At 70.4% G+C, this 16,254-nt stretch carries 14 protein-coding genes, 1 tRNA gene and 1 other RNA gene; 8 read left to right on the top strand and 8 right to left on the bottom strand.

The genetic code is table 11. From position 1 onward, the window contains the following. Nucleotides 1-58 precede the first annotated feature (58 nt). Nucleotides 59-727, bottom strand: coding sequence for a TetR/AcrR family transcriptional regulator (locus tag AAIB33_RS10845; RefSeq protein ID WP_345799973.1), 669 nt, complete (start codon nt 725-727; stop codon nt 59-61). 59 nt (nt 728-786) lie between these two features. On the opposite strand from AAIB33_RS10845, the gene AAIB33_RS10840 reads away from it, so the two are divergent. From AAIB33_RS10840 to AAIB33_RS10820, 5 genes are all read left to right on the top strand, one after another. Continuing rightward, complete coding sequence (locus AAIB33_RS10840) at nt 787-1,245, top strand: nuclear transport factor 2 family protein (protein ID WP_345799972.1); 459 nt, start codon at nt 787-789, stop codon at nt 1,243-1,245. Further along, complete coding sequence (locus AAIB33_RS10835; RefSeq protein WP_345799971.1) at nt 1,235-1,669, top strand: nuclear transport factor 2 family protein; 435 nt, start codon at nt 1,235-1,237, stop codon at nt 1,667-1,669. The genes AAIB33_RS10840 and AAIB33_RS10835 overlap by 11 nt, the downstream gene beginning before the upstream one ends. An 88-nt stretch (nt 1,670-1,757) precedes the next feature. After that, a complete protein-coding gene (locus AAIB33_RS10830) occupies nt 1,758-3,221 on the top strand; it encodes a glutamate-cysteine ligase family protein (RefSeq protein ID WP_345799970.1) in 1,464 nt (487 codons plus the stop codon). A 150-nt stretch (nt 3,222-3,371) separates the two neighbouring features. Next, nucleotides 3,372-4,337: a virulence protein RhuM/Fic/DOC family protein gene (locus tag AAIB33_RS10825; protein ID WP_345799969.1), complete on the top strand. Its 966-nt coding sequence runs from the start codon at nt 3,372-3,374 to the stop codon at nt 4,335-4,337. A 148-nt stretch (nt 4,338-4,485) separates the two neighbouring features. After that, the gene (locus AAIB33_RS10820) at nt 4,486-4,752 is read left to right on the top strand and encodes a hypothetical protein (protein ID WP_345799968.1); all 267 of its coding nucleotides are present in this window, start codon (nt 4,486-4,488) and stop codon (nt 4,750-4,752) included. Between the two features lie 75 nt (nt 4,753-4,827). On the opposite strand, the gene AAIB33_RS10815 is transcribed toward AAIB33_RS10820, so the two are convergent. The 5 genes from AAIB33_RS10815 to AAIB33_RS10795 all read right to left on the bottom strand — a co-directional run bounded on the left by AAIB33_RS10815 (nt 4,828) and on the right by AAIB33_RS10795 (nt 11,407). Beyond that, nucleotides 4,828-6,600, bottom strand: coding sequence for a TIGR03767 family metallophosphoesterase (locus tag AAIB33_RS10815; protein ID WP_345799967.1), 1,773 nt, complete (start codon nt 6,598-6,600; stop codon nt 4,828-4,830). Between the two features lie 93 nt (nt 6,601-6,693). Continuing rightward, a tRNA-Ser gene (locus AAIB33_RS10810) sits at nt 6,694-6,781 on the bottom strand. A 58-nt stretch (nt 6,782-6,839) separates the two neighbouring features. After that, nucleotides 6,840-9,164, bottom strand: a complete 2,325-nt coding sequence (locus tag AAIB33_RS10805; protein WP_345799966.1) for a DUF3488 and transglutaminase-like domain-containing protein — start codon at nt 9,162-9,164, stop codon at nt 6,840-6,842. After that, complete coding sequence (locus tag AAIB33_RS10800) at nt 9,151-10,380, bottom strand: DUF58 domain-containing protein (protein WP_345799965.1); 1,230 nt, start codon at nt 10,378-10,380, stop codon at nt 9,151-9,153. The genes AAIB33_RS10805 and AAIB33_RS10800 overlap by 14 nt, the downstream gene beginning before the upstream one ends. 25 nt (nt 10,381-10,405) lie before the next feature. Further along, on the bottom strand, nt 10,406-11,407 hold the full coding sequence (locus tag AAIB33_RS10795) for an AAA family ATPase (RefSeq protein ID WP_345803420.1): 1,002 nt from the start codon (nt 11,405-11,407) through the stop codon (nt 10,406-10,408). A gap of 143 nt (nt 11,408-11,550) precedes the next feature. Here AAIB33_RS10795 and ffs point away from each other — a divergent pair. Beyond that, nucleotides 11,551-11,647: signal recognition particle sRNA small type (gene ffs, locus AAIB33_RS10790), an RNA gene on the top strand. On the opposite strand, the gene AAIB33_RS10785 is transcribed toward ffs, so the two are convergent. Beyond that, on the bottom strand, nt 11,642-12,088 hold the full coding sequence (locus AAIB33_RS10785) for a VanZ family protein (protein ID WP_345799964.1): 447 nt from the start codon (nt 12,086-12,088) through the stop codon (nt 11,642-11,644). The two genes, ffs and AAIB33_RS10785, sit on opposite strands and share 6 nt — an antisense overlap. Then, nucleotides 12,085-12,747, bottom strand: coding sequence for an NUDIX domain-containing protein (locus AAIB33_RS10780; protein WP_345799963.1), 663 nt, complete (start codon nt 12,745-12,747; stop codon nt 12,085-12,087). The genes AAIB33_RS10785 and AAIB33_RS10780 overlap by 4 nt, the downstream gene beginning before the upstream one ends. A gap of 105 nt (nt 12,748-12,852) precedes the next feature. On the opposite strand from AAIB33_RS10780, the gene pta reads away from it, so the two are divergent. Then, nucleotides 12,853-14,994, top strand: coding sequence for a phosphate acetyltransferase (gene pta, locus AAIB33_RS10775; protein WP_345799962.1), 2,142 nt, complete (start codon nt 12,853-12,855; stop codon nt 14,992-14,994). Then, on the top strand, nt 14,991-16,217 hold the full coding sequence (locus AAIB33_RS10770) for an acetate kinase (RefSeq protein ID WP_345799961.1): 1,227 nt from the start codon (nt 14,991-14,993) through the stop codon (nt 16,215-16,217). Before pta ends, AAIB33_RS10770 begins: the two co-directional genes overlap by 4 nt. The last annotated feature ends 37 nt before the right edge of the window (nt 16,218-16,254 follow it).

The following is a 16,254-nucleotide window of genomic DNA, read 5'->3' as shown; positions in this document are numbered from 1 at the left end:
GCGGGCATCCGCCGCAAACGGCGGTGTCACCTCCGGCAACACACCCGTTGCGGAATCGTCAGGTGTCATCTCGCGCGGCGGAATGGTGGCGGCCCTCCAGGAACTCCGCCCGCCACACGCCCTCGAGCCACTCGGCGTACCGCTCGTCGGTCCATCCCCGGTCGACGACCAGTCGCCGCCACAGGTGCCCGTCGAGCGTGGCGTACATGATGTCGCGACACTCGTCCTCGGCGACGGCGAGCTGTCCGGTCTCGGCGGCCGCCTGCGCGAACTTGGTGGCCACGTCGATGAGCCGCTCATGCCAGGTCGTCAGCATCTCGCGAGCCCCGGGCTCGGTCGCCGCGGCGCCTTCGATCGCTCCGAGCAGCGGAGCGCTGCGACGGTTGCGTTCGGTCAAGAGCCGCGCGAACCCGGCGATCCGATCCGCGAGATCGGGAAGGTCCAGCACGGCCCGCGTCTCTGGGCGGTCGTACATCGTCTCGTCCTCGCCGTCCCCCCGGAACATCACGAACCACGCGCTCCGCAGCAGTCCGCCCTTGCTCCCGAACGACTTGAAGATCATCTCGGGCGAGACCTCGGCCGCCTTCGCGACGTCGGCGACCGTCGTGTTTCCGTACCCTCGCTCGACGAAGAGGTCGTGCGCGGCGCGGCTGATGCGATCGCGGTTCTCCTGCGCCTGGCGGGTGCGCGAGGTCGAGTCGTACGCTCTCTTGACCTTCTCGACCATTCAGGTACATCCTTTCTGTATTGAAACCAGTCCCAGTTTACCCAAAGGTGGTGGTTTCCATGCAGATCGAATCGTTCGTCTCGGACGTCGTTCCCCGGCTGGAGTCCGCGCAGGCGGCTCTCTACGGGGGCGATGCCTCCCGGTGGAGGGATCTCTGGTCACGCCACGGCGAGGTCAGCTGGCTCGGCCAGTTCGGCACGTGCGCGGTCGGGATCGATGACGTCCTCGCCCACTATGACCGAGTGGCGGACCGGGGATGGCTGTTCGACGGGTTCGAGCTCGAGGTCCTCGCGGCCGATGTGTTCGGCGATCACGGCTACCTCGTGACCCGAGAGTCTGCGCGCGTGAAGCTCGGGGCCGGTGACCCGCCGATGCCGCCCGCGCGTGTGAGCAGGGTTCTGGAACGGGATGCCGGTGTCTGGCGGGTCACGCACGGTCACGCCGATCTCGACCCCCGCGCACTCGACCTCCCATGGAAACCGCCGCGTCCGATCGAGGAGGTGCGCGATGTCCACTGAGACAGAGGAGTTCCTCGCGGAGATGATCCACGCGCAGAGCGCCGCAGACGCCGAGATCCACAACGGCGATCCGGCGCCGCGCATCGCCCTGTGGAGTCATCGCGACCCCGTGTCGCTGTTCGGAGCGAACCTCACCACGATCGGCTGGTCCCAGGTCGAGCCGTCGTTCCACGAGGTCGCGTCGTGGTTCAGCGGATCGATCGCCTGGGACTTCGAGATCGTCCACGCCCATGCCAGCGGCGACCTCGCGTACACCGTCGCCTTCGAGAACAGCGAGGCGATCACCGGGGGCGCTCCGCGGAAATACCGGCTGCGGGTCACGCACCTCTACCGCCGGGAAGACGGAGTGTGGAAGATCATCCATCGCCACGCCGACTTCGAGCCCGACTCGACCACGCCGCTGTTCGATGAAGGGCAGCCGTAGAGCGGAGCAATAGCGCGGTGCGACGCGCGCCGCCGGCGAGGCATCCATTCCCTTGGAGACCGGGGAGCCGGTCGATAGTGTGGCGGCCATGGGGGAGGACGTCCCGGCACAGGAGTTCACCCGCGCCGACCGCACGCGTCACCGCGAGAAGGTCCGGCGCAATCTCGACGTGTTCGCACGCATGCTGCGCGAAGCGCACTTCGACACGGATGACCCGCTCACGGGACTCGAAGTCGAGCTGAACCTTGTCGACGACAGGGGCGATCCGGCGCTGCGCAACGCGGAGGCGCTCGAGGCGATCGCGGATTCGGCATTCCAGACCGAGCTGGGTCAGTTCAACATCGAGATCAACGTGCCGCCCGCGCGGCTGCGCGAGGGCGGCCTCGCAACGTTCGAGCAGGGTCTGCGGCGCAGCCTCAACAACGCCGAGCAGCGCTCGTCGACGGTCGGCGCGCACCTCGTCATGATCGGCATCCTCCCGACGCTCGCCGAGGGACACCTGCGGCCGGACAGCATCAGCGCGAATCCGCGCTACCGGCTGCTGAGCGAGCAGATCCTCGACGCACGCGGCGAGGACATCGTGATCTCCATCGACGGCCCGGAGCGACTGCGGACGACCGCCGACTCGATCCTCCCCGAGGCCGCGTGCACGAGCACGCAGCTGCACGTGCAGACCTCTCCGGACGCATTCGCGGCCTACTGGAACGCATCGCAGGCGATCGCCGGCGTGCAGCTGGCGGTGTCCGCCAACTCGCCCTACCTGCTGGGCAGGCAGCTGTGGCGTGAGACGCGTATCCCGCTGTTCGAGCAGGCCACCGACACCCGCAGCGAGGAGCTGAAGGCGCAGGGCGTGCGGCCGCGCGTGTGGTTCGGGGAGCGGTGGATCACGTCGGTGTTCGACCTCTTCGAGGAGAACGTGCGGTACTTCCCCGCGCTCCTGCCCATCGTCCACGACGACGATCCGATGGCGGAGCTCGACGGCGGCGGCATCCCCTCGCTCGCGGAGCTGCGCCTGCACAACGGCACGATCTACCGCTGGAACCGCCCCATCTACGACGTCGCCGACGGGGTGCCCCACCTGCGGGTCGAGAACCGTCTGCTCGCGGCCGGCCCGACCGTCGTCGACATCGTCGCGAACGCCGCCTTCTACTTCGGCCTCGTGCGCGCGATCGCCGAGAACGACCGTCCGTTGTGGTCGCAGCTGTCCTTCACGGCCGCCGAGGAGAACTTCCACGCGGCCGCTCGCGACGGCATCGACGCCCAGCTCTTCTGGCCCGGCGTGGGTCAGGTGCCCGCGACCGAGCTGGTGCTCCGGCGGCTGCTTCCGATGGCGCACGCGGGGCTGGAGGCATGGGGAGTCGAGGCGTCGGCACGTGACCGGCTGCTCGGGATCATCGAGGGGCGGTGCCTGACCGGGGTGACCGGCGCGGGCTGGTTCGTCGACCGGATGCACGCGCGAGCCGGGATGGACCGCTACGACGCCCTGCGCGGGACGCTGCGGGAGTACCGCGAGGCGATGCACTCGAACGAGCCGGTGCACACCTGGGGGTGAGCGCCCGACGCCCGGTCGCGGATGCGAGGCATCCCGAACAGAACCACCGCCCGGCGAGGGATCGGCCTCACCTCCCCGTCCCGACTTAGCCTGATCCTGATGGCGAGGCCGCCCGCCCGTGCCCGCGCCAGAGGAGACGGGAGGCGACCGATGCCGGAAGCGCAGGGCGTGGAGCTCTACCGATCGGCGAGCGGCGAGTTCGAGCTCGCGGTGCGCGCCGACACCGACACCGTCTGGCTCTCGGCCGACCAGCTCGTCGAGCTCTTCGGACGGGACAAGTCCACGATCTCGAGGCACCTCCGCAACGTCTTCGACGACGGCGAACTGGAGCGCGAGTCAGTTGTTGCAGATTTTGCAACAACTGCCGCCGACGGCAAGACCTACCGGGTCGCGCACTACAACCTCGACGTCGTCATCTCGGTCGGGTATCGGGTGAAGTCGCCGGAGGGCGTCAGCTTCCGTCGCTGGGCGACCCAGGTGCTGCGGCAGTACCTCCTCGAGGGTGCCGCGCTCAATGAGCGCCGCCTCGCGCAGCTGGGAACCGATGTCCGCGTGCATCCGAGGTCGAGCAGCGAGCTCGCCGCCGGCGCGAGCCGCATCGTCGCGAATTTCCTCCCCAGCCTCCGCCTCCTGCGCGCCTGGGACGAAGGAGACATCCCAGCGGGGAACGGCGACCACCCCACCTGGTTCCTCACCTACGGCGGCGCGCGGGCGGTCATCGACGAGGTGGCTGCCGCGTTCCCGCAGGACACCCTGTTCGGCGCGGAGCGGGGGGATGCGTTGAACGGCATCGTCGACGCGATCTATCAGGGGTTCGGGGGAGAGGATCTCTATCCGACCGTGCAGGAGAAGGCCGCGAACCTCCTCTATCTCGTCGTGAAGGACCACCCGCTGACCGACGGAAACAAACGCAGCGCGGCGGCGCTCTTCGCCCACTTCCTCGTCCGCAACCGGGCGCTGGATGACGCCGACGGCGTGCCGCGGATCTCGAACAACGCGCTCGCCGCGATCACGCTCCTGGTCGCGATCAGCGATCCGAAGGAGAAGGACCTGATGATCGCGCTGCTCGTCGCCATGCTCTCGGAGGAACCGGCGCACTCGGGCGATCCGGCGTAAGCCGCGGAAGGCGGTTCCGCCGGCCTCGCGCGGCTCCGCCGCCGGGTGACGATGCGGGCGTCATTGTGGATCGGCTGAGGATCGCCCGTGGCCGGGTCGTAACCCTCTCCCGCGTAGCGTCGGAAGCGCCGGGTGGAGGGAGTACAGGATGCACGCGGTCGAACTCACCATCGGAGAGCACGTCCATCGCCTGCCGATGGATGCTGACGAGGATGCCGTGGTGGCCGAGCTCACTGCCGCCGTGCAGGCGGGGGGCGGTGTGGTGCTGCTGCCCACTCCTCGAGCAGGGGCCACTGTCGCGGTGCTCATCAGCCCCGGTGTTCCCGTCTTCATCGAGCGCACTCCGATCCCGACGGATGGCTCTCAGGGCGTCGGCGCGGCGGTCGGCGACTGGGACGACTGGGCAGAGATCTGACCCGACGCCCGCACCGGCGACTGCGAGGCATCCCTGAGTGTCGGGCGCGCGCAATCGGCTCGGAGCGCGCGGCATTCACATGACCAGCCCACGCGGTGTCGGCTGGAGGAGTTCGACGTTGCGATCGGTGGAAGCTCCGCGATTGTCATCGCGCCGGTGCACGTCATTCGCAGCGAGTTCGCGGGACAGCGACGCGAGCGCGAGGGTGCTTCCGAGCCGGCCGTCCCATGCGGCGGGTGCGGCGCTGTCGATCATGGTGCCGAAGATCGAGAGGGTGCCGTCGCGGTTGTCGGCCAGCTCGATCGCACGCACCTGCTGGGGCCAGTCGATGTGGCTTGCGGTCGTGATCTCCCAGAAGCCTCCTTCGCCGGATGCGACTCGATGCGGCCGCACCCGGTTGCGATGCGTGTGCCCGTTGACCCACAGCAGCACGTGGGGATGCGCCAGCAGCAGCGATTCCACCTCCGCACCCAAGACCCGTTCGCCCTCGTCGATGGAGGCGGTGGTGTTCGTCATCGACGCAGGCGGGTGGTGGCTGAAGACGACAGTGGGCCGATCCGGACGATCGGCGAGCACGGCTCGGAGCCACCCGAACTGCTGCCGGTCGAGTGAGCCGGCCGCGCCCCCGGATTGGTCGACGGTGTCCAGGGCGATCATGCGCAGCATCCCGGCGCCTGTGAGAAGCGGCAGGTCCCGCACGTAGTATCCCGTCCCCTCGATGCGGTTCTGCTGTGTGAACCCGTGACCGCGCGGGCTGCCGACGGTGCGGAAGTGCTCCTCGATCACCTCGGCGCGGGTGAGGAGCCGGCGCGAAGGGTCGGCGGTGACGGCCCGCGTGGGCATCTCCGTCAGTGCGCGCGAGTCGCCGGTCTGCAGCCGTGCCACGGCGGTCGTCCCGTCCAGTCCCGGGGGGAGGCCGACGGGCTTGGCGGCGCCCGTGGCGAGATCACGCCCTTGCTCCGTGGCCGGGAAGATCCCTCCGAGGAGGCTGTCGTGGTTGCCGTGGACCGCGAACCAGGGGATGCTCAGCCCGGCGGCGCGGAATGGGCGCATCGCGGCGGCGAGCAGTCCAGGGACGTCGGGGAAGCCGCGCTCCCGGCGGAAGACGTCGGGCGGCGCCCCGCGCGCCGGTTCCGGATGCCAGTAGAAGGGGTCATAGCCGGCGAGGTTTGAGTCCGACACGCCCTCGAACCGACCCGCCGCCCCGCTGTTCGGGGTGACCGTCGCACCATCGAGGAGGTCGATGGCCCAGCGCAGCTCGTTGTACTGGCCGTTGTCGGTCGTGTCACCGGTGGTGACGGCGAACTGCAGGGCGGCGCCCGTTGCCGGCGCGACGGGGAGGGCATTGACGGCACGCACCGTCGCATCCACGACCTGGGTGGTCAGCAGCTCCTGGGGACGGTACGACGCCGGCAGCGATTCGCCGTCGTCGAACCACGCCGGATCGTCGAGGAATTCGAAGCGGCCCGGGGACTGCGTGTCCTGCACGTGCATATCCGTGAACTGGGCGAACGCGGCGATCGGACGACGGTGCGACAATCGCGCGAAGGACGCGTCGGCCAGCTCGGTGCGGACCGTCCACGCCTCACCGGGCGTCGGGACGTGGCGGCGGAACCCGCGTGCGTCCATCCTGTCGAGCGCGAGCGTGCCGTGCAGCGTGGCCACGACCGCCGCCGGTGGCGTGGGCGGCGTCGCGCGGACGGTGAACGTGCCCAGTCCCACCGTCGCGACCGTCGCTGCCAGGAACGCCCGTCGTGACACGCCCGCGTTCGCCCTCCGCGATGACCCGCCCATCGCCCGCAATTGTGGAGCGCGGGGATGTCCGGCCGACGACGTCCAGCCGTCCACACGGTTCCCGGTGCACGACGATCGAGCAAAGCGCGCGATGCCGAACGGCTGCGCGTCGGGGTCGCGAACCCGGTGTTCGCGAGGGAGAACAATTGGCGGAGGATGGGGGATTCGAACCCCCGAGGGCTTTCACCCAACACGCTTTCCAAGCGTGCGCCATAGGCCACTAGGCGAATCCTCCGTGGCCCCGAAGGGCCGTAGGCCATCCTACCCGCAACACCGAGCCGCACCGAACGCGCTCACAGGCGAACCCGCGCGCCCGCTCCCGCGTACACCGAACCGGGTCGCACGACGAGCGATCGGGGCGCGATCACGCCCAGCGCTCGCCGAGTCGACGGCATGCCGGTGAAGAGGGCCGACCGCACGGCGATGGCATCGACAGCGAGACCGCCAGAGGGCGCCTGCGCCGCGCCGCCGGCATACGAGGCCCGCTCGATCGCACTCACGAGTCGGGTCGTCTCGGCGAGCGGCGCACCGTACTCGTCGATGAGTCTTCGCCCGAGCACGCGTGGAGAGTCTGACGCGGGGACCGGGATGCCGAGGTCGATCGCGGCATCCTGAACCACGATCCACGCCGCGACCGAATCGCCTCCGTCCGCCGCGCGCAGCAGAGAGCGCGTCCGCAGGTACTGGAGCAGAGCCGGGATGGCGAGGGCGAGCAGGATGCCGAAGACGATGGCCACGGTCGGCAGGGCGTTGACGCTCGTGGCCGACTGGCTCCCCGACGACTGATCGGTCACGCCGGAGTCGAGCCCGGCGTCGGGGCGGTCCGACGACGACGAGGGCGACGGCGTCACCGACACGTCGGACGAGTCGGCGTTCGATCCCGTCAGAGTCGACGCGGGCGCGAAGGTCGTCGGAACGCCCAGACCCGTGGTGGGCTCGAACGGAACCCAGCCGATGCCGTCGAAGTAGACCTCGGGCCACGCGTGCAGCTGGCTGCTCAGCACCTGGTAGACGGTCTCGCCGTCGACCGAATCGTTGGTGGCGGTGCCGGGGAGGTAGCCGACGACGATGCGCGACGGCATCCCGAGGGTCCTGGCCATGAGCGCGAAGGCGGACGCGAAGTGGATGCAGTAGCCCTTCTTCACCTCGAGGAACTTGGCGACCGCGTCGGCGCCGCTGCCGTCGAAGCCTTCCTGGACGGGGGAGTCGAGCGAGTAGACGAAGTCGCCGCTGCGGAACCACCGCTGGAGCGTCGCGAGCGCGTCGTAGTCCGACTCGGCACCCTCCGTCACCTGAAGGGCGGTGTCGCGGATGATCGTGGGCAGGTTGTCGGGCAGCTTCGTCGTGTCGTCGCGGATCTCGGGGCCGCCCGAGTGCGCAGCGCGCATCTGCTCGAGCGTCGGCCGCGGCACGTGCGTGACGACCTCGTAGGTCTGGCCCGAGCTCGTCGTCGTGCGCGACAGGACGGTGCGGTTGTACGGCACGGCCTCCCAGTCGCCGTCGAGCCCCGTCACGGCGACGGCGGGGAACGCGACCGGCAGCCACGGCGACACGAGCTCCTTGACCTCGACCGTCGTCTTGTACTCCGACACCCGCACGCCCTGCTCCACGCTCACCTCGTTGAGGGCGAACTCGCTCGTGAGCGGCACGGAGCGCAGCCGATCGGGCTCCCACACGGCGCCGGTGAACTGCGACAGGGTGGCCGCGCGCAGGTACGGGGGCGAGGACTCGTCCGTGCGCACGAGAAGCGCGGTCGTCTCGCGCGGGCGGCGCAGATCGTCGCCGAGCTGCAGCGAGACGTCGATCCCCGGCCCCGCGCCGATTCCGCCCGTGACCGGCTGGGCCGCCGGCTGCGGCAGCAGGGGAGCGGCGACGATCGCGACGACGACGGCGATCGCGCCGATGCCGAGCGCCGTCGCGGGCACTCCGGCGGCTCGCGCGGCCTCACGCGCGGCCTTCGGCTCGCGCGACCTCGTCTCGGCGCGCATCAGGAACAGGATCGCCGCGGCGAGGAGGAGGAACCCGGGCAGCTCGACGCCGCGCGGCACCGCGATCGCCGGGATGAGCGACACGGCGATGAGGCCGACCGCTGCGAGGAGCGGCATCCTCGCGGTCAGCACGACGTGATCGACGATGATCGCGAGCAGCGTCGTGGCCCCGACGATGAGGAACGCCAGCTCCGCGCCCGCCTCCAGCGGCGCGGCGCCCAGCGCGATGTCGTTGCCGGCGACCGCGAGCGCGTCGGGAATCGCGACGAAGGTCGCCCCCGTGGGGATCAGCCACAGCAGCGCGGTGTCGCGGAAGAAGAAGAACGTGAGCATCATCGCCCACACCGCGAGCTCGATGAGGCTCACGGCGACGGCGGGCAGGCGATAGCGGCGGGCGATGTAGCCGGCCGCGAGGATGAGCGCCGTCAGGAACGTCGCGGCAGCGAGCCACGGTCCAGCCTTGACGACGCCGAGCACCGGCAGCAGCGACGCGAAGACGGCCACGAAGAGCCCGATGGTCAGGCGCAGATCGGGCGGGCGTCGCGTGTCGCGCTCGTCGGTGCGGCCCTCGCCCTGCGCGTCGGGGCGGATCGTGCCGCGCGGCGCGCGGGACGCATCAGCGGTGGGCACGGCTCACCCCCCGCTCGACGGCGCCCGTCCAGGCGTGCGCGACGTCCGCATCCGGATCGATGGATGCCGCGTGCCACCCCACGTCGAGCGCGCGATCGACGGCCTCCCGCGTGGGCGACACGGCGAAGAGGATCGGCAGCGAGCTGTGGTGGACGACGGGTGCGATGGCATCCGCGTCCTGCTTGTCGAATCGTCCCGTGATGACGACGACCGGACCCGTCATGATGCCGGCGAAGAGCTTGGGCAGGTGGTGCAGGTGATCGTCGCGGCGGGCGGTGACGTTGGCGAAGAGCGTCCGGGTGTCTTCGACGGCGGTCATGTCGCCGCCGTCGAGATGCTCGACGAGCGTCGTGCCGTCGGAGTCGACCACATCGACCGCGTAGCCGTCGTGCACGAGCCGCGAGATGACCGAGATCGCGACGGTGACCGCCGTCTCGAATCCCGGGTCGGCGCCGGTCGCCGTCATCGCCTCCGCCGTGTACCTCAGCACGCCGCGGTCGAGCACGACGACGGCGTCGGGCGTGGACTCCTGCTCCTCCTGGCGCACCATGAGGTCGCCACGGTGGGCCGAGGCGCGCCAGTGGATGCGGCGCATCGAGTCGCCGGACACGTATGGCCGGGCGACGAGGTTGTCGGCACCCTGCCCGAGCTGGTTGTTCTGCGTGTGCAGCGTGCCGCCCGCGTCGCCGAGCAGGTTGGTGAGCGCCGAGAGCTCGAGGATCGCGGGGGCGACCGTGATGCGGGTGTCGTCGCTGAAGACGGTGCGACGGCGAGCGAGACCGAACGGATCGCTCGAGGTCACGGTCAGGGGTCCGATGGAATGGATGCCGCGGCGCACGCCCGTCACGGTGTACTCGAGCTCGACGGTCTTCTGGCCGCCGCTGAGCCCGGATCCGAGCGCGGGGAAGGTGCCCTTCGCGGCTCCGCGCACGCCCTTCGGCAGGGTGTCCTCCCAGCGGCCCGGCGAGGTGGGCAGGGGCGAGCGCACGCCGAGTTGCGCGATGACGGTGGACGGGCGTCCGACGGTGGCGACGTCCGGGGACAGCCACCGGGTGATCCGATCCGACCGGCGCACGAGGTGCAGCGACACGAGGCTCGCCGCGAGGACGCCGAGGAGCAGCGTCCCGAAGTACATGAGCTCGACGACGCCCACCTGGTTGGCCGCGATGAAGCACCCGATGGCGAGCGCGAGGGCGCCCGTCCCACGAGGGGTCAACGGCCAGAGGCGCCGCATGTCGGGCCTACTGCCTCGCTGCGATCGGCACGCGCACGCTCTGGGCGATGCGCTCCAGGATCGCCGTGATGGCGTCGGCGCCCGATCGGGCGCGGGATCCGCCGGCCGACCGCGTCGGGATCAGCCGGTGTGCGAAGACGGGAAGGAGAAGCGCCGTGATGTCGTCGGGGATGACGAACCCCCGGCCGTCGAGCGCCGCCCACACCTTGGCGGCGCGCACGAGCTGCAGCGTCGCCCGGGGGCTGGCGCCCAGGCGCAGGTCCGAGTGGTTGCGCGTCGCGTGCGAGAGCGCGACGGCGTAGTCCTCGATGGTGGGCGCGACGTGCACGGCCCGCGCCCACGCGATGAGCCCCGCGACCTCCGGTCCCGATACGACGGGGGTGATCGCCTCGAGCGGATTGACCGTGTCGCGCTGGCGCAGCATGAGCGCCTCGGACTTCGGGTCGGGGTATCCCATCGAGATGCGCATCATGAAGCGGTCGCGCTGCGCCTCGGGCAGGGCGTAGGTGCCCTCCATCTCGAGCGGGTTCTGGGTCGCGACGACGAGGAACGGCTCGGGCAGGAGGTGGGAGCGGCCGTCGACCGTCACCTGGCGCTCCTCCATCGCCTCGAGGAGCGCCGACTGCGTCTTGGGGGAGGAGCGGTTGATCTCGTCGGCGATCACGAGGTTCGCGAAGATCGCGCCGGGCTTGAACTCGAACTCGCGCTCGACGGGATTGAAGACGCTCACGCCCGTCACGTCGCCGGGCAGCAGATCGGGCGTGAACTGGATGCGGCGCACCGTCGCATCGACGGAGGCGGCGAGCGCCTTCGCGAGCATCGTCTTGCCGACCCCCGGCACGTCCTCGATGAGCAGATGCCCCTCGGCGAGGAGGCACACGAGCGCCGAGCGCACGGCCTCGGGCTTGCCGTCGATGACGCTGCCGACCGACGAGACGATGCGGTCCGTGATGCGGGCGAACGCGTCGGCATCCAGATCTGCGGGTGCCTCGGTCGAGGCATCCGTCATCGCCGTCTCAGCCACTGCGACTCCCTCTGTCCCACCGTCGCGTCCGGGCACCGATGCCCGTGAATCGATCCTAACCGCGACCCGCGAGGGGCGGATCGGGGAAGACCCTGACAATTCACACGACGCAGGACAGGTAGACTGTTCACAGCTCTCCGCGAGGCGGCATCCAGGCCAACTCCCCCAGGACGGAAACGTAGCAAGGGTAACCAGGCTCTGCCGGGTTCGCGGAGAGTCTTACTTTTGCCCGGAAGACCCGGGATGCCGCACCCTCTCGACGACGACAGCCATGGCGGCGCCGAGCAGGAAGCCGATCGTGTTCGAGACGAGGTCTCGCCAGTCGGGGTAGCGCTCGGGCAGGAACAGCGCCTGCCACAGCTCGATGAAGGCCGACGCCGCCGTGCCGATGACGAGCAGCGGCCACCGCCTCCTGAGGAGGAGGGCCGTCAGCAGCCCCAGCGGTACGAACATGGCCACGTTCGCGAGGAACTCGATCGTCAGGAAGTCGATCCACAGCGCGACGCCCTGCGCGTGCAGGGCGTCGAGCGAGCGCTTCACCCATCGTGTGAAGGCGCCGTCTCCCGGGCCGCGGGGTGTCAGCGTCATGTACGCCACGAACGCCGAGTACACGACGAGCAGGGCGATCCTGATCCGCCTGCCCGTGACGCGGGACGCGCCGGTCACCGCGAGAAGGGACCCTCGAGCACCGACCAGTGCAGCAGCATGATCGTCTTCGCGTCCTGGATGCGCCCGTCGCGGATCCACTGCAGCGCCTCGTCGATGGCGAGCTCGACGAGCTCGATGTCCTCTCCCTCTTCGGCGAGTCCCGCGCGATCCTGGAGGCGGTCGGAGGCTTCGTACGGCGCCGCGAAGAAGTGCAGGCGCTCGGTGACCGACCCGGGGCTCATGTACACGTCGTACACGTGCTCGACCTCGCCGATCCGAAGGCCCGTCTCCTCCTCGGCCTCCCGGCGGATCGCCGTCTCGGGGTCGTCGTCGTCGAGGAGGCCCGCGGCGGTCTCGACCAGCATCCCGTCGGGGTGGTCGTTGACGTAGACGGGATACCGGAACTGCCGGGTCAGCAGCACCGTGCGCCGCTCGGGGTCGTAGAGCAGGACCGTCGCACCGTTGCCCCGGTCGTACGTCTCGCGCTGCTGCGTCGACGTCGTGCCGTCGGCATCCGTGTATTCGAAGGTGGTCTTGCGCAGCACGTGCCACGCGGAGGCGAGCAGCTCGACGTCGGTGACACGCACGTTCGGGTTGCGGTCGAGGTCGCGCCCCGTCCGGTCGAGGCCGGTGCGGCCGCGGTGGTCGGGTACGTCGATTCCGGGCGTCGGGAACATGGGGCGAGCCTATTCGACCGCCGATCCGCGGCGATCGGGGCGCGGAACCGCTCGTTCACGAGATATCCCATGTGCCGGCATCCACCCCGCCCATAGGCTGATGCCGTGGCGCAGAGCATCTTCATCACGTCGGCGGAGGGTCACTCGGGCAAGTCCACGGTTGCGCTGGGGGTGCTCGACGCGCTGAGTCATGCGACCCCGCGGGTCGGGGTCTTCCGGCCCATCGCGCGGTCGACGGCCGAGCGCGACTACGTGCTCGAGATGCTCCTCGCGCACGACGGCGTCGACCTCGACTACGACCTGTGCGTGGGCGTCACGTACGACGACGTGCGGCGGGATCCGGAGGCGGCGCTGTCGACCATCGTCGAGCGGTACAAGGCCGTCGAGGCGCAGTGCGACGCCGTCGTCATCGTCGGCAGCGACTACACCGACGTCGGCAGCCCCGCCGAGCTCGGCTACAACGCGCGCATCGCCGCGAACCTCGGCGCACCCGTCCTGCTCGTGCTCGGCGGGCGCGCCGGGCAGGGGGAGCAGCTGGGCATGTCGCCCGCGCGCACCCCCGACGAGCTCGGCCAGATCACGTCGCTCGCGCTCTCCGAGCTCTCGCACGGCCGCGCGGGACTCCTCGCGATCGTCGCCAACCGCGTCGACCCCGACCTGCTCGTCGAGTCGGTCGCGGCGATCCAGTCGGTCGTCGACGCGTCGCCGGCGCCCGAGCGCGCCGCGCCCGATCGCGTCGTGTCGGTGTGGGCGCTGCCCGAGGACCGCTTCCTCGTCGCGCCGTCGGTGCGCGGCGTCATGCGTGCTCTCGACGCCACGATGATCAAGGGCGACGCCGAGCTTCTGACGCGCGAGGTCCTCGGCGTCGTCGTCGCGGGCATGTCGATGGTCAATGTGCTGCCGCGCCTGTTCGAGAGCGCGCTCCTGATCATCCCGGCCGACCGCACCGAGGTGCTGCTCGCCGCCCTGCTGGCGCACCGTTCGGGCACCTTCCCGTCGCTCGCGGGCATCGTGCTCAATGGACCCTTCCCCCTGCCCGACGACATCGACCGGCTCATCGACGGCCTCGGCGTGACGCTGCCCATCCTCACGACCGACGACGGCACCTACGAGACCGCTGTCACCGTCATGTCCACGCGCGGGCGCCTCGCCGCCGACTCTCAGCGCCGCTACGACACGGCGCTCGCGATGTTCGAGACCCACGTCGACACCGAGGCCCTCGTGCGCTCGCTCGGCCTCGCCCGAGCGACGGTCGTCACGCCGCTCATGTTCGAGTACGGCCTCATGGACCGCGCCCGCGCCGATCGGCGGCATATCGTGCTGCCGGAGGGCGACGACGACCGCATCCTGCGCGCCGCCGCGACGGTGCTCGCACGCGGCATCGCGGACCTCACGATCCTCGGCGAGGAGATCGAGGTGCGCAGCCGCGCGCTCGAGCTCGGCATCGACCTGCGCGGCGCGCAGATCCTGTCGCCCTTCGACGCCGTGCACGTCGACAAGTTCGCGCGCGAGTACGAGCGCCTCCGTACGCACAAGGGCGTCACGTACGCGCAGGCCGCCGACACGGTGACCGACGTCTCGTACTTCGGAACCCTCATGGTTCACCTCGGGCTCGCCGACGGCATGGTGTCGGGGGCCGCCCACACGACGGCCCACACGATCCGCCCCGCCTTCGAGATCATCAAGACCAAGCCGGGCGTCTCGGTCGTCTCGTCGGTGTTCCTCATGGCGCTCGCCGACCGCGTGCTCGTCTACGGCGACTGCGCCGTCATCCCCGACCCGACCGCCGAGCAGCTGGCCGATATCGCGATCTCGTCGGCGGCGACGGCATCCCAGTTCGGCATCGACCCCCGCATCGCGATGCTGTCGTATTCGACGGGGGAGTCGGGGTCGGGGGCCGAGGTCGAGAAGGTCCGGGATGCCACGGCACTCGTCCGCTCGCGAGCGCCCGAGCTGCTCGTGGAGGGGCCTATCCAATACGACGCGGCGGCGGACGCGGCCGTCGCGAAGGCGAAGATGCCCGGGTCGTCCGTCGCGGGCCGCGCGACGGTCTTCGTCTTCCCCGACCTCAACACCGGCAACAACACCTATAAAGCGGTGCAGCGCTCGGCGGGGGCCGTCGCGATCGGACCCGTGCTGCAGGGCCTCAACAAGCCGATCAACGACCTGTCGCGGGGGGCCCTCGTCGAGGACATCGTCAACACGATCGCGATTACGGCGATCCAGGCGCAGGGGGATGCCTCGTGAGCGTCGTCCTCGTCGTCAACAGCGGCTCCTCTTCCTTCAAGTACCAGTTGATCGACATGGATGCCGAGGCAGTCCTCGCGTCGGGACTCGTCGAGCGCATCGGCCAGGCGGAGGGCGAGTCCACCCACACGGTGTTCTTCCGAGGCGTCGCGGGGGAGGGGGCAAGCGCGGCCCTCGACGCCACCTCCCGGCGGACGCTCCCCATCCCCGACCACACCGCCGGTTTCCGGGTGATGCTCGACGCGTTCGCGGAGCACGGGCCGTCGCTCGAGGAGCGTGCGCCCGTCGCCGTCGGGCACCGGGTCGTGCACGGCGGTGCGCGCTTCTTCGAGCCGACCGTCATCACGCCGCTCGTCGAGATCAACATCGACGAGCTGTCCGTGCTCGCGCCGCTGCACAATCCGGGGGCGCTGCAGGGCATCCGCGCCGCGAAGGACGCCTTCCCCGACCTGCCGCACGTCGCCGTCTTCGACACGGCATTCCACCAGACGCTCCCGCCCGCCGCCTACACCTACGCCATCGACCGCGACCTCGCCGAGCACCACCGCATCCGCCGCTACGGCTTCCACGGCACGTCGCACAAGTTCGTGTCCGAGGCGGCCGCCGCGTTCCTCGGCCGCCCGCTCGCGGAGCTGAAGCAGATCGTCTTCCACCTCGGCAACGGCGCGTCCGTCACGGCGATCGACGGCGGGCGGTCCGTCGACACGTCGATGGGCATGACCCCGCTGGAAGGCCTCGTCATGGGGACGCGCTCGGGCGACATCGATCCCGCCGTCCTCTTCCACCTCGCACGACGCGCCGACCTCTCCATCGGCGAGCTCGACGCGCTGCTGAACAAGCGCAGCGGCCTCCTGGGTCTCGCGGGAGTCTCCGACATGCGCGACATCCGCGAAGGGGTGGAGCGCGGGGATGCCGCCGCCACCCTCGCCTTCGAGGTCTACGTGCACCGACTCCGCGCTTACGCGGGCGCCTACCTCGCGCAGCTCGGCGGCGTCGACGTGATCTCCTTCACGGCCGGGGTCGGCGAGAACGCCCCCGCGGTCCGCGCCGCCGCGCTCGACACGTTCGGCTTCGCCGGCATCGAGCTCGACCCCGAGCGCAACGCGGCACGGGGGCGCGGCATCCGGATCATCTCCTCCGACGCCTCGCGCGTGACCGTCCTCGTTGTCCCGACCAACGAAGAGCTCGAGATCGCCCGGCAGACGCTCGAAGCCGCTGCCTGACAGCTGTCATCGTTCCGTAACGCGCGCGGCCACCGTG

Origin of the sequence: Microbacterium sp. AZCO (assembly GCF_039614715.1) — a bacterium.
Classification (GTDB): domain Bacteria; phylum Actinomycetota; class Actinomycetes; order Actinomycetales; family Microbacteriaceae; genus Microbacterium.
This window is presented reverse-complemented; position numbering and strand designations above follow the sequence as displayed.